The following is a 13,067-nucleotide window of genomic DNA, read 5'->3' as shown; positions in this document are numbered from 1 at the left end:
CATGAGTACCGAACCCGATCTCGAGGCGACCCGGGCCTCGTTGCGCGACGAGGATCCCGACGCCACCCGCGCCGCCCTGCGCGAGCAGGACTCCGACGCGACGAGGGCCTCGGTGCGCCCCGAGGAGGACGATGCGACGCGGGCCGCGCTGCGCGAGGACACCACGGGGCGCACCTCCCGGCCGAGCCGCCGCGTACGAACCGGAAAGCGTCGTCGCCTCGGTGGTGGGCTGGTGGAACTGCCGCGCATTCCCGAGGTCGATCCCGCGACCGCTGTCATGTCGGACCCCCGCGTCCCGGAGAGCAAGCGGTTCTGCTGGAAGTGCAACGCCCCCGTCGGGCGGAGCGTCGACGGCCGGCCCGCCCATCCGTCGGGTGACTGCGACAGGTGCGGAACGCATTTCGACTTCTCCCCGCTGCTCGAACCCGGTGAGATGGTGGCCGGGCAGTACGAGGTGCAGGGGTGTATCGCGCACGGCGGACTCGGGTGGATCTACCTCGCCATCGATCGCAACGTCAGCGATCGCTGGGTCGTGCTCAAGGGCCTGCTGCACTTCGGCAACGCCGAGGCACACGCGGTGGCGATGGCGGAACGCCAGTTCCTCGCCGAGGTGACCCACCCCGGCATCGTCAAGATCTACAACTTCGTGGAGCACCCCCGCCCCCTCGCACCCGGCACGCAGGAGGCGCCGTCGTCGACGGGGTACATCGTCATGGAGTACGTCGGCGGTCGCACGCTGCGCCAGATCATGACCGACAACCCGGCGCGCACGAAACTGCCTGTGCAGGAGGCCATCGCCTACCTCCTCGAGGTGATGCCCGCGCTGGCCTACCTGCACTCCATCGGTCTGGCGTACAACGATCTGAAACCCGAGAACGTCATGGTGACGCAGGACCAGATCAAGCTGATCGACCTGGGCGCGGTGAGCCAGCTCGAGGACTACGGGTACCTCTACGGCACGGCCGGGTACCAGGCACCGGAGATCGTGCGGACCGGACCCACGGTGGCGTCCGACATCTTCACCGTGGGGCGCACTCTCGCGGTCCTGACCCTCGAGATCGCCTCGGAGCACGGACGGTACGTGGACGGCATCCCGGAGGACGCGCCCGTCCTGCAGGAGTACCAGTTCTTCGCCCGGCTGCTCCGACGCGCGACGGCCGCCGACCCGCTCACCCGGTTCCGCAGCGCCGACGAGGCGGCGAGTCAGCTCAGTGGTGTTCTGCGCGAGATCCTCTCGCAGCAGACGGGTGACAGCCACCCGTCGCTCTCGTCGGTGTTCAGCCCGCAGCGCACCACCTTCGGCACCGACGAGCAGGTCGCCGTCACCGACGTGTACATCGACGGACGGCACCGCGTGGCCAGGCTGGATCCGCGCGACGTGGTGGCCGCGCTTCCGGTCCCCCTGATCGACACGTCGGACCCGAGTGCGCAGCTCATAGCCGCGGCCGTGCACAGCGAACCGCACCAGACGCTCGACTCGCTGCGCCTTGCCCGCGAGAACGGCCTCGATCGCACCGTGGGCGACGACTCCGTCGGGTCCGTGGAAGCGGTGCTGACCGAGGCCCGCGCGTATCTCGATCTGGGCGAGGGAGATTCGGCCGCGGAGGTGATGCGCAGGCTGGACGACGTGACGGGCAACTGGCGTGTCGACTGGCACCGCGGCACCATCGCGCTGCTGTGCCGTAACTTCGTCGACGCCGCCGACAAGTTCGACTCGGTGCTCTCCGCGATGCCCGGCGAGGTCGCACCCAAGCTCGCGCTCGCGGCGACGGCGGAACTGTTGGCGCAGCAGACCTCCGACGACGGCCACGACACGTGGTGCGCCCTGGCCGAGACGATGTACACCACGGTGTGGCGGACCGATCGCACCATCGTCAGCGCCGCGTTCGGTCTCGCCCGCAGGCTCGCGGAACGGGGTGCGCTGCTCGACGCCATCATGACTCTCGATCTGGTGCCCGCCACGTCACGGCACTACTCGATGGCACGGATGACCGGCGTACTCACACTGCTCTCCGGCTCCGCGGCCGACATGGACGAGGGTGCGCTCTACGAGGCGGCGCGGCGCGTCGAGGCGCTGCCGGCGCGCGAACCCCGTGCGCTGCAACTGCGGACGGTCGTCCTGGGCACCGCGCTCGAATGGATGGAATCCGGGCACACGCCCGAGTCCACGGTGCCGCTGCTCGGCGTGCCCTTCACGCGGGACGGCCTCCGGACGGGCGCCGAGACCGCCCTGCGATCCCTCGCCCGGACCGCGCGGACCCGGTCGCACCGCTTCGCCCTGGTGGACCTGGCCAACGCGGTGCGGCCCAAGTCCCTCTTCTGATCAGCCGATCAGGGCCACCGCGGCGCGGGCGATGGCCAACTCCTCGTTGGTGGGCACCACGAGGACCGTCACCGGGGAATCGTCCGTCGAGATGACCCGGATTCCCTTGCCGCGCTCGGCATTGCGCTCCTCGTCCAGTTCGATCCCGTACATCTCGAGGTCCGCCAGGGCCGCTGCACGCACCTCGGCCGAATTCTCGCCCACGCCGGCGGTGAACGTGACGACGTCCACGTGGCCCAGCTCGATCATGTACGCGCCGAGGTAGCGCCGCAGGCGATGGACGTACACGTCGAAGGCCAGGGCCGCGGCCTCGTCACCGTCGTCGATGAGGCGCCGGAGCTCACGGAAGTCGGTGACACCACTCAGTCCCTTGATACCGGAGCGGCGGTTGAGCAGTTCGTCGATGGCATCGACGTCCATGTCGGCACTGCGCCGCAGGTGCATCACGATACCGGGATCGATGTCGCCGCTGCGGGTTCCCATCACGAGCCCCTCGAGCGGGGTGAGGCCCATGGACGTGTCCACCGCGACGCCGCCGCGCACGGCCGATGCCGAGGCGCCGTTGCCGAGGTGCAGCACGATCTGGTTCACGTCCGACGGCGACCGTCCCAGATGCTCTGCCACGCGGCCACTCACGTACTCGTGGGACGTGCCGTGCATCCCGTACCGCTTGATGTCGTGTTCGGCGGCGGTGGCCGCATCGATGGCGTACGTCGAGGCGGCGGCGGGGAGGGCGTGAAAGAACGCCGTGTCGAACACGGCGACCTGCGGCACGTCGGGCAGCTCCCGGCGCGCCACCTCGATCCCGCGCAGGTTGGCCGGATTGTGCAGGGGCGCCAGCGCACTGAGCTCGTCTATGGTGGTCACGACCGAGTCGTCGATGAGGGTGGGCTCGCTGAAGACGGTGCCGCCGTGCACCACTCGATGCCCCACTGCCGTGATGCCCGCCTCCGCCAGGGGCAGTCCCGCGTCGGCCATCATCTCGAACGCCAGCCGGAGGCCCGTGACATGATCGGGGATGTCGGTCGTCTTCTCCGTCGTGTCGTCGCCGCGGGTGACGGCCACGCGCCCGTCGGCGTCCCCGATGCGCTCGACGATACCCTGCAGGACACTGTGTCCCGAGTCGGGGTCCACCACCTGGAACTTCACCGACGACGATCCCGAGTTGACGACCAGCACCGTGCTCACTTCGCGACCTCGAGACCGTCGGTACCGGACTGGGCCTGGATGGCGGTGATCGCCACCGTGTTCACGATGTCCTGCACCAGGGCTCCTCGACTGAGATCGTTGACGGGCTTGCGCAGTCCCTGCAGGACCGGTCCCACGGCCACGGCGTTGGCGCTGCGCTGCACCGCCTTGTACGTGTTGTTGCCGGTGTTGAGGTCGGGGAAGACGAACACGGTCGCCCGGCCCGCCACCTCGGAGTCGGGCAGTTTGGACTTCGCCACCGACGGGTCGATGGCCGCGTCGTACTGGATCGGTCCCTCCACCAGCAGATCCGGCGCCCTGTCGCGGACGAGGTCGGTCGCCGTCCGGACCTTGTCCACGTCGGCACCCGATCCGGAATCGCCGGTGGAGTAGCTCAGCATCGCCACCCGCGGCTCGATGCCGAACATCGACGCGGTGGCCGCGGACGAGACGGCGATGTCGGCGAGCTGTTCCGACGTGGGGTCGGGAACCACGGCGCAGTCGCCGTAGGCGAGCACCTTGTCCGCGAGACACATCAGGAAGATGCTCGAGACCGTCGAGACCCCGTCCATGGTCTTGATGATCTCGAAGGACGGCTTGATCGTGTGCGCCGTGGTGTGCGCGGCGCCCGAGACCATGCCGTCGGCAATGCCCTTGTGCACCATCATGGTTCCGAAGTACGAGATGTCGGACATGATCTCGCGGGCCTTGTCCTCGGTCATGCCCTTGTGCTTGCGCAGCTCGACGTACTCCGCGACGAAGTCGTCCGTGTACTCCGAGTTCGTCGGATCCAGCACGGTGGCCTCGGACAGGTCCACCCCCAGTTCCCCGGCCCTGCGCGTGATCGCCGCCTCGTCACCGAGGATGGTCAGGTCCGCGACCTGCCGTTGCAGCAGTCGTCCGGCCGCGCGCAGGATCCGGTCGTCCGACCCCTCGGGCAACACGATGTGCTTGCGGTCGGCGCGGGCCCGGTCGATGAGCTGGTACTCGAACATCTGCGGCGTCACCACCGACGGCATCGCGACGTCGAGGCGGCCCAGGATCTCGGCGGCGTCGACGTGGCGTTCCATGAGCGCCAGCGCCGTGTCGACCTTGCGTTGCGATCCGACGGCCACCCGCCCGCGAGTGGACGCGGCCACACTCGCGGTGTCGAAGGTTCCGAGTTCGGTGGTGAGGATCGGTAGTCGGGGCTGCAGACCCTCGATGAGCTTGGCGATCATGGGATGCGGTGTCAGTCCGCCGTTCATGACGATGCCGGCGAGCGACGGAAACCCCTCGGCCTCGTGGGCGTTGACGAGCGCGAGCACGACGTCGGAGCGGTCGGCCGGAGCGATGACGACGACTCCCTCGGTGAGTCGCTCGAGAATGTGCTCGGCCGTCATGCCGCCGACCATCACGCGCAGGGCCTCCCGTTGCAGCAGTTCGGCATCGCCGCTGTAGAGCTCGCCCTTCATCGCGTGCAGCAGTTCGTCCATGGTCGGTGCGACCAGCAGCGGTACCTCGGGCAGAGCCCACGCCGGCACGTCCTCGGTCGAGAGCTGCGCGATGACGTCGTCCAACGCGTCGGGATCGCACCGGTTGGCGACGATGCCGGCCAGATGGGCGCGGTGCGTCGACAGTTCCGATCGACACACGTCGGCGAGGTGGGCGATCTCCTCGGGCGTGCGTTCGGAGCCACGCAGCGCGAGGAGCACCGGGGCGCCCAGGTTCACGGCGACGCGCGCGTTGAATCCCAGCTCGCTGGGACTGGCGATGTCGGTGTAGTCGCTGCCCACGATCACCACGGCATCGCACTGGGACGCGACGTCGTGGTAGCGGCGCACGATCTCGGCGAGCGCGGCGTCGGGATCCGCGTGCACCTCGTCGTAGGTGACGCCGAGCGACTGCTCGTACGTGGTGTCCGCGGTGGTGTGGTCGATCATGAGCTCGAGGATGTAGTCGGTCTCGGACGACGACCGAGCGATCGGCCGGAACACACCGACCCGAGCCGTCGAGGCACCGAGCATGCGCAGCAGCCCCAACGCGATGGTCGACTTGCCGGTGTCCCCCTCGGGCGACGCGATGTAGATGCTGGAGACGGGCGAACTGGGCGTGTCTGCGGGCGCGGCGACCATGGTCTCAGCCTAATGGGCGCGCCGCCGCGGTCGTCCGAGACGATGTCCCGCGGTCGGGCTGTGATCCCGGGAACAACTCCGCACTTTCTTAGCCTACGCAAGCATAATACTTGTGTGCCCACAACTGTCGCGTCAGACGGTCTCGACCAGCGTCACAAGATGATCGTGCTGGCCACGTGCTGCCTCAGCCTGCTCATCGTCTCGATGGACGCCACCATCGTGAACGTCGCGCTGCCCGCCATCCGCACCGAACTCGGCGCATCCGTGTCCCAGCTCCAGTGGACCATCGACGTCTACACACTGGTGCTCGCCAGTCTGCTGCTGCTGTCCGGCACCACCGCCGACCGTGTGGGGCGGCGCCGTGTCTTCCAGATCGGACTCGTCAGCTTCGCCGTCGGCTCGCTGCTCTGCAGCCTCGCCCCCACCGCCCCGGTCCTCATCCTCGCGCGCATGATCCAGGCGATCGGTGGGTCGATGCTCAACCCCGTCGCCATGTCGATCATCACGCAGGTCTTCACCGGGAAGGCCGAGCGTGCCCGGGCGATCGGTATGTGGGGCGCCGTGGTCGGCATCTCCATGGCCCTCGGTCCCATGCTCGGCGGACTGTTGATCGAGATCTCCGGGTGGCGGTCCGTCTTCTGGATCAACATCCCGGTCTGTCTCGCAGCGTTCGTTCTGGCCGCCGTGTTCGTCCCCGAGTCGCGGTCGCCCGTCGTGCGCGCGTTCGATCCGGTCGGTCAGCTGCTCGGTGTCGTCATGCTGGCCTCCCTGGTGTTCGGCCTCATCGAGGGTCCCTCGCTCGGATGGTCGTCGCCCATCACCCTCGCGGTGTTCGCCCTGTCCCTGGCCTCGTTCGTCGCGTTCGTCCGCTACGAGAACAGGCGCGTCGATCCGTTCATCGATCTGCGCTTCTTCCGCAGCATCCCGTTCTCGTCGGCGACGATCGTGGCCGTGTGTGCCTTCGGCGGATACGGAGCGTTCCTGTTCCTCATGTCGCTGTACCTGCAGGAGGTGCGCGGCTTCAGCGCGATCGGCACGGGAGCGTCCTTCCTGCCGCTCGCACTCGCCACGCTGATCTGCTCGCCGCTGTCCGGGCGGATGGTGGCGCGGTGGGGTGCCCGCCCCTCGATGACCATCGCCGGTGTGGTCATCGCCGTCGCGGGCCTGACCCTCACCCGCCTCTCCGCCACCACCCCCGTCAGCGCACTGCTGGTCATGTTCGCGATCTTCGGGGTCGGCTTCGGGCTGGTCAACGCCCCCATCACCAACGCGGCCGTCGGCGGGATGCCCCGCGATCGCGCGGGTGCGGCGTCGGCGGTCGCGTCGACCAGCCGCCAGATCGGTGTCAGCATCGGCGTCGCGCTGTGCGGGAGCCTCACCACCGCGGGCGCCGCGGCCGGCATCGACGCGGGGTTTGCCGCCTCCACACACACGGTCTGGTGGGCTCTGTCCGCCATCGGTCTGATCGTCGCGGGCCTCGGGCTGGTCAGCGCGAGCAGGCGGGCCACGCGGACCGCGGACGACGTGGCCGCACTGTTCCGCACACCGGAGCCGGCCCGTGCCTGACCGCCGGAGCCGACCGATAGACGAGGCCTGGGCCGCGATGACCTCGCTGGTCTTCGAGAACCGCGACACCTGGCGCCGACGGGTGGCGGCCGAGGTCGACATGCCGTTCAGCCGGGTGCGGGTGCTACGGCGCCTGGTCGACGGACCGCTGACGATGAGCGCGGTGGCCACCGCAGCGGCGATGGACGCACCGGCGACCACGGTGTGCGTCAACGAACTCGAGTCTCGCGGCTACGTCCGCCGCACCGTCGACGACAGCGATCGTCGCAGCAAGCGCGTCACGATCACCGACGACGGCCGCGCCCTGATGGACCGCGTGCACACGATCACCGACCCGGTACCCGACTCGCTCGCCGACCTCGGCGACGAGGACGCCGCGGTGCTGCACCGGATCCTGTCGGGCGCGGTGTCCTCCGGCGTCGTCAGCCCAGACGGCGCAGACGGGGCTCCAGATCGGACTTGAACAGCTCCAGGAACCGACGCTGATCGTGACCCGGCGCGTGGAAGACCAGGTGGTTCAGGCCTGCATCGACGTACGGCTTGACCTTCTCGACGGCCTCGTCGGGATCGGAGGCGACGATCCACCGCTTCGCCACCTGCTCGATCGGCAGCTCGTCCGCGGCCTTCTCCATCTCGATCGGATCGTCGATGGAGTGCTTCTGCTCCGGCGTCAGTGACAGCGGCGCCCAGAAGCGCGTGTTCTCCAGCGCCGCATCGGCATCGGTGTCGTACGAGATCTTGATCTCGATCATGTGGTCGATGTCGCCCACGGACCGGTTCATCTTCTCCGCACCTTCCGCCACCGCGGGGATCAACTTGTCGGTGTAGAGCTCCATACCCTTGCCGGACGTACAGATGAAACCGTCGCCGCTGCGTCCGGCGTAGCGCGCGACCACGGGACCGCCGGCCGCCACGTACACCGGGACCCCACCCTCGGGAACGTCGTAGATCGAGGCGCCCTTGGTCTTGTAGTACTCGCCCTCGAAGTCGACGCGATCGCCCAGCCACAGCTCGCGCATCAGCGACACAGCCTCGCGCAGACGCGCGAACCGCTCCTTGAACTCCGGCCACTCACCGTCGAATCCGGTGGCGATCTCGTTCAGAGCCTCACCCGTACCCACTCCGAGCATGATCCGGTTCGGGTACAGGCACGCCATCGTCGCGAACGCCTGGGCGATCACGGCCGGGTTGTAGCGGAACGTCGGAGTCATCACCGACGTACCCAGTTGCAGGGTCTTCGTGCGCTCGCCGACGGCCGTCATCCACGCGAGCGAGAACGGGGCGTGGCCGCCCTCGTGGCGCCAGGGCTGGAAGTGGTCGCTCACGGTCGCCGAATCCATGCCCGACGACTCCGCGAGAACGGCGATCTCGACGAGCTCACGTGGACCGAACTGCTCGGCCGACGCCTTGTATCCCAGCTTCAGTTCCTGTGCCACGCCGAACTCCCTCGTCTACCGCCGAACCCCGGTCACCGTCATGTCTATCAGTCGGGGCCTCCGATCCGCCCGAGGCCTTCGAATCGCAGTGCGCGCAACCCTGTCACCGAGGCGGGCGGCCCGGCACCGTGGGAGGTTGCACGAGCGCGAGGAGGCTGTGGTGCGCTTTCAGGTCCTGGACATCGTCTTCAATCCGCCCCACCCCGTCACCGGGGAGGTGGTACCCGCTGCCGAGCGGCTCGACCGAGTGGTCGACCTCGCCGTGCTCGCGGACCAGCTGGGAATCGACTCCTTCGCGGTCGGCGAGCGTCACGCCGGGGACGTCCTGTCGTCGAGCCCCACGGTGATCCTCGGCGCGCTGGCACAGGCCACGAACCGGATTCTGCTGTCGACCGGCGTCACGGTGCTCTCGGTACTCGACCCCGTGCGTCTCGCGGAGGACCTCGCGACCGTCGACCAGCTGAGCCACGGGCGGCTCGAGATCGTCGTCGGCAAGGGCAACGAGGCGTGGCAGTACCCATTGTTCGGGAAGGACATCGCGCGCCAGTACGAGTACCTGACCGAGAACTACGAGTTGTTCCGTCGACTGATCCGCGAGGAGGACGTCACGTGGTCCGGGCAGCACCGGACTCCGCTCGAGAACGCCACCACTCTGCCGCGGCCGTTCGCCGGTCCCTTCCGCGTCTGGCACGGGTCGGCGACGTCGACACACGCCGTCGACCTCGCGGCCCGGTGGGGTGACCCCCTCGTCACGGCCAACGCATTCCAGCCGCGGGAGAACTACGCCGTCCTCGTCGACCGCTACCGGGAGAAGTACGCCGGGGCCGGGCACGATCCCCGGTTCGCCTTCGTCGGGTCCGGCTCGGGAGGGCTGTTCCTCGCGGAGACGACCGATCAGGCCGTCGAGCAGTACCGCCCGCTCTACGAGGGTGCGGTGGCACAGGCCGACCAGCGTCGGCACGATCCCGGGGCGGTGGGCAAGGTGACGAGCTTCCGCTCGATCGAGGAGGCCGTGGATCGCGGTCCCGCGCTCGTCGGGTCGTCGGAGCGCGTCGCCGAGAAGATCGTGGACTACCACCACGCATACGGGCATGTCCTGCAGTCGGTGTCGATCAACCACCTGCTCGAACCGGAGCACCAGAAGGACATCCTCCGCCAGTTCGCCGAGGAGGTGGTGCCGCGAGTGCGCAAGGAACTTCCCGAACCACTGCTGTGGGGCGAGGACGATTCCCGGCGCGCTGCGGGCTTCACGGCGGGACCGTACTCGTGAGCATCGCGTTCGTGGGCGGAGGACCCCGCGCGACCGGCATCCTCGAGCGGATCGTCGGCCGGGCCGACGAGCTGACCGAACCGATCGACGTCCATGTCGTCGACCCCCACCCGCCGGGTGCAGGGCGGATCTGGCGACGGAACCAGGACCCCCTGCTCTGGATGAACTCCGTCGCGGCGGACGTGGCCATGCTGCCCGACGGGTCGGGCGGTCCCACCCTCGCGGAGTGGGTGACGGCGAACCGGGACACCCTCGTCACGGATCCGGCTCTGCGGGAGGAGATTCTCCGTTTCACCCCGTCGTCGTTCGCGTCCCGGTCGCTGCAGTCCCACTATCTCGCTCACGTCTTCGAGAGCGCGGTGAAGGCGCGGCCGGATCGTGTTCGAGTGCACGTGCACCGGGCCTGCGTCGTCGACATCGAGGATCGGGGTGCCCACCAGCGCCTGATCCTCGACGACGGCATCGTGCTCGAGGTGACCGATGTCGTTCTGGCGCAGGGCCAACCCGACACTCTGCCGCCGGCGGACGTCCAGGCATTCACCGCCCATGCCGAGACCCACGGTCTCCGGTACATCGGGCCGGGATACACAGCCGACCTCGATCCGGCGCTGGTCCCCGAGGCCGAACCCGTCCTGATCTCGGGCCTCGGTCTCGCCTTCGTGGACTGGATGGTGCTGCTCGCGGAGTCACGCGGCGGCACCTTCTCGCGCTCCGGTGGCGGCACCCTGGTGTACACGGCCTCCGGCCGGGAACCCCTGGTGTACGCCGGATCTCGACGCGGGGTTCCGTACCACGCCAAGATCTCGTACTCCATCGCCGATGCGGCACCGCCTCTCCCGAGGTTCTTCGTACCCGAGGCTTTTCCCGGAACGGAGACGCTCGACTTCCGTACGGCGGTCTGGCCTCTCGCGGTCACGGAACTTGCGTGGGCGCACTATCACGAGCTGTTCCGCTCCCACCCCGACCGTGTCCGCGGGCCGTTCATCGAACTCGAGGCCGCCCTGGGCCGTGACGGCGCCCGTGCAGTCGGTGAACTGGTCGAACGAATGGTCCCCGATCCCGAGGACCACTTCGACATCGACACGCTCGACCGACCGCTGCGGCACGCCCGATTCGACTCAGCGGCCGATGCCGCAGAGCAGGTGCACCGCTACATCGAGGCAGACCTGGCACGACGGCGCGACCCCCGCTTCAGCGCGGACGCCGCCGTGTTCTCGGCCCTGCTGTCGGTGTATCGGACTGTGGGAGAGCTCGTTCGGACAGAGCGACTGCGCCCGGACGACGTCGCGTCGCAGGTGGAGGGACAGCTGCATTCCTTCTTCAGCTTCCTCGCGAGCGGTCCCCCGCCCGAGCGCCTGGAGCAGCTGCTCGCACTCGGCCGCGCCGGAGTCATTCGCTACCTCGGCCCCGAGGTGCGGTTCGAGGCGGACGGTGACGGCTTCCGGGCGACCTCGCACGTGCACCACGACGTGGTGCGAGCGCGGACGCTCATCGAAGCCCGACTGCCCAGCGCGTCCATCTCGCGCAGCGCCGACGCCCTGCTGCGATCGCTGCACGAGCGCGGTGAGGTCCGCGAGGTGAGTGCGTCTCCGACGAGTCCGGCCAAACTGGCCGTCGACGGCTCGTCCCGCGTGATCGACGCATCGGGCACGGCGCACCCCCATCGGTACGCGGTGGGAATGTGGGTGGCGGGCCACGCCTGGTCCGGCGCCTTCGCCCGGCCCGGCATCGACGCCGGCTTCTTCCGGCACAACGACGCGATCGCCGCGGATCTCGTGGCCGGCCACCGTGCTGTGTCTCACCCGGCTCGACGCTGAACGAGCAGCTCGTACAGCTGCGTCTCCACCATCGTGGTGGGAAGCGGCAACGGTACTGCCGGCGGAGCCGAGTCGTAGGTGTGGCCCGTCGGCGTCCGGAATCTGACGATGTGGCCGCCGTCGACGTGCTCGACGACCCGCTGGGCCTCCCACCCCTCCGCGTCCTTCGCGTAATTGCAGGCGGCGCACAGTCCCATGCCGTTCTCCGCCGTCGTCGGGCCACCGAACCTGAAGGGGTGTATGTGGTCGTGGTGTCGGATCGGCGCATCGCACCACGGTGTGCGGCACGTCCGGTCGCGGACGTCGATGTAGTGACCGAGTCCCGCCGGGAACACACGCGCCGTCGAGTCCATCGCCGTGAGCTGTCCCGTCGACGGGACGGCGTAGAGCCGCCGCAGGGTCGCACCGACACTCCCGCCGTCGATGCGGTCGGCCACCGCACGGCGGGCCACTTCGGCGGGAACCATGCCGTAGCCGGGAACGTGCGCGGCCTCGTCACCGCCGGCGAGCAACGACTCGTCGGACATGACCAGCTGCACCGCCACCGGGGGACCCGCCGCTGCATCTCCCCCGGTCACGCGCTCGAACAACAGGTCCGCCATCACCTGATCACGCGTTCGACCCTCGGCACGGCCGGCTGCGACGAGCGCGTCCGCGTCTCGGCGCAACGTGGCGTACACGCACACCGCCTTGTCCATCGGCAGCAGCGCCGTCGCGTATCCCATGAAATCCGGAGCCGGACGCACGCTCACGCGGCGCTGCGCAGCCGCACGCGCGTTCCTCCGCACCACGGCCGCGGCATCGAGCTCGACCGCCGCGGCCACCGCGAGCGCGACCACCTGCTTGTCGCCCTTCCCTTCCAACGTCGAGGCGTCGGCGCACAACCGGCGATCGACCTCCCGCCGGTCCGCCACGGTGAGGTGCGCCGTCTCCCGCACCAGCAGCATCGCGCGGTACTCGCTCAGGCGGCCTTCGCGCATCGACTGCAGGGTGTACGGCATCTCGTGCACCAGTGCCCGTGCGAGTCCGAGGTATGTGCCACCACGCCGGTGTGACTCGCGACGTGCCAGACCCACCTGTGACGCGATCCCGAGATCCCACTGCTTCCTCGGCAGCCCGCGATCACGCCTATCGGCTCGAACGCTCGCCGCCACCCCGGCGGTCACTACCGCCTGCGTCGCCGCGCCCACGCACTTCAGGGCTTCGATGGCCGTCACGGCATCGATTCCTTCCCGCGCCGACCCGCCGTCCTCCACCAGCCCCAAACGCGCTGTGAACAGCCGTATCTCGTCCACCGACGGTGGGTGCAGCTCTACCGTGTCGTTCATCGATCTCCCCCCGGATCCTCGATTC

At 69.0% G+C, this 13,067-nt stretch carries 9 protein-coding genes; 5 read left to right on the top strand and 4 right to left on the bottom strand.

Features of this window, described 5'->3' with window-relative positions:
- Position 1: 1 nt before the first annotated feature.
- The gene (locus QE397_RS21630; protein WP_307097270.1) at positions 2-2,323 is read left to right on the top strand and encodes a serine/threonine-protein kinase; all 2,322 of its coding nucleotides are present in this window, start codon (positions 2-4) and stop codon (positions 2,321-2,323) included.
- Here QE397_RS21630 and QE397_RS21625 read toward each other — a convergent pair whose 3' ends face one another.
- Positions 2,324-3,511, bottom strand: coding sequence for an acetate kinase (locus tag QE397_RS21625; protein WP_307097268.1), 1,188 nt, complete (start codon positions 3,509-3,511; stop codon positions 2,324-2,326).
- On the bottom strand, positions 3,508-5,625 hold the full coding sequence (gene pta / locus QE397_RS21620) for a phosphate acetyltransferase (RefSeq protein ID WP_307097266.1): 2,118 nt from the start codon (positions 5,623-5,625) through the stop codon (positions 3,508-3,510). The genes QE397_RS21625 and pta overlap by 4 nt, the downstream gene beginning before the upstream one ends.
- Positions 5,626-5,784: 159 nt before the next feature.
- On the opposite strand from pta, the gene QE397_RS21615 reads away from it, so the two are divergent.
- Together QE397_RS21615 and QE397_RS21610 are read left to right on the top strand one after the other, a co-directional pair.
- Entirely contained in the window at positions 5,785-7,191 is a 1,407-nt protein-coding gene (locus QE397_RS21615) for a DHA2 family efflux MFS transporter permease subunit (protein WP_307097683.1), read from the top strand.
- 37 nt (positions 7,192-7,228) lie between these two features.
- A complete protein-coding gene (locus QE397_RS21610) occupies positions 7,229-7,654 on the top strand; it encodes a MarR family winged helix-turn-helix transcriptional regulator (protein WP_307097264.1) in 426 nt (141 codons plus the stop codon).
- Here QE397_RS21610 and fgd read toward each other — a convergent pair.
- Complete coding sequence (fgd, locus tag QE397_RS21605; RefSeq protein ID WP_307097262.1) at positions 7,614-8,627, bottom strand: glucose-6-phosphate dehydrogenase (coenzyme-F420); 1,014 nt, start codon at positions 8,625-8,627, stop codon at positions 7,614-7,616. The two genes, QE397_RS21610 and fgd, sit on opposite strands and share 41 nt — an antisense overlap.
- A 160-nt stretch (positions 8,628-8,787) precedes the next feature.
- Here fgd and QE397_RS21600 point away from each other — a divergent pair, with 160 nt between their 5' ends.
- Together QE397_RS21600 and QE397_RS21595 are read left to right on the top strand one after the other, a co-directional pair.
- Complete coding sequence (locus tag QE397_RS21600; protein ID WP_307097260.1) at positions 8,788-9,897, top strand: LLM class flavin-dependent oxidoreductase; 1,110 nt, start codon at positions 8,788-8,790, stop codon at positions 9,895-9,897.
- The gene (locus QE397_RS21595; RefSeq protein WP_307097258.1) at positions 9,894-11,714 is read left to right on the top strand and encodes an FAD/NAD(P)-binding domain-containing protein; all 1,821 of its coding nucleotides are present in this window, start codon (positions 9,894-9,896) and stop codon (positions 11,712-11,714) included. The genes QE397_RS21600 and QE397_RS21595 overlap by 4 nt, the downstream gene beginning before the upstream one ends.
- On the opposite strand, the gene QE397_RS21590 is transcribed toward QE397_RS21595, so the two are convergent.
- Complete coding sequence (locus QE397_RS21590; protein ID WP_307097257.1) at positions 11,696-13,042, bottom strand: HNH endonuclease signature motif containing protein; 1,347 nt, start codon at positions 13,040-13,042, stop codon at positions 11,696-11,698. The genes QE397_RS21595 and QE397_RS21590 overlap by 19 nt on opposite strands.
- Positions 13,043-13,067 lie beyond the last annotated feature (25 nt).

Origin of the sequence: Rhodococcus sp. SORGH_AS_0301 (assembly GCF_030818285.1) — a bacterium.
Lineage (GTDB): Bacteria > Actinomycetota > Actinomycetes > Mycobacteriales > Mycobacteriaceae > Rhodococcoides.
This window is presented reverse-complemented; position numbering and strand designations above follow the sequence as displayed.

Excerpts from the sequence above, each read along its gene's own strand:
- QE397_RS21630 (WP_307097270.1), top strand. The coding sequence starts at position 2 with ATGAGTACCGAACCCGATCTCGAGGCGACCCGGGCCTCGTTGCGCGAC.
- QE397_RS21590 (WP_307097257.1), bottom strand. The coding sequence starts at position 13,042 with ATGAACGACACGGTAGAGCTGCACCCACCGTCGGTGGACGAGATACGG.
- pta (WP_307097266.1), bottom strand. The coding sequence starts at position 5,625 with ATGGTCGCCGCGCCCGCAGACACGCCCAGTTCGCCCGTCTCCAGCATC.
- QE397_RS21610 (WP_307097264.1), top strand. The coding sequence starts at position 7,229 with ATGACCTCGCTGGTCTTCGAGAACCGCGACACCTGGCGCCGACGGGTG.
- QE397_RS21615 (WP_307097683.1), top strand. The coding sequence starts at position 5,785 with ATGATCGTGCTGGCCACGTGCTGCCTCAGCCTGCTCATCGTCTCGATG.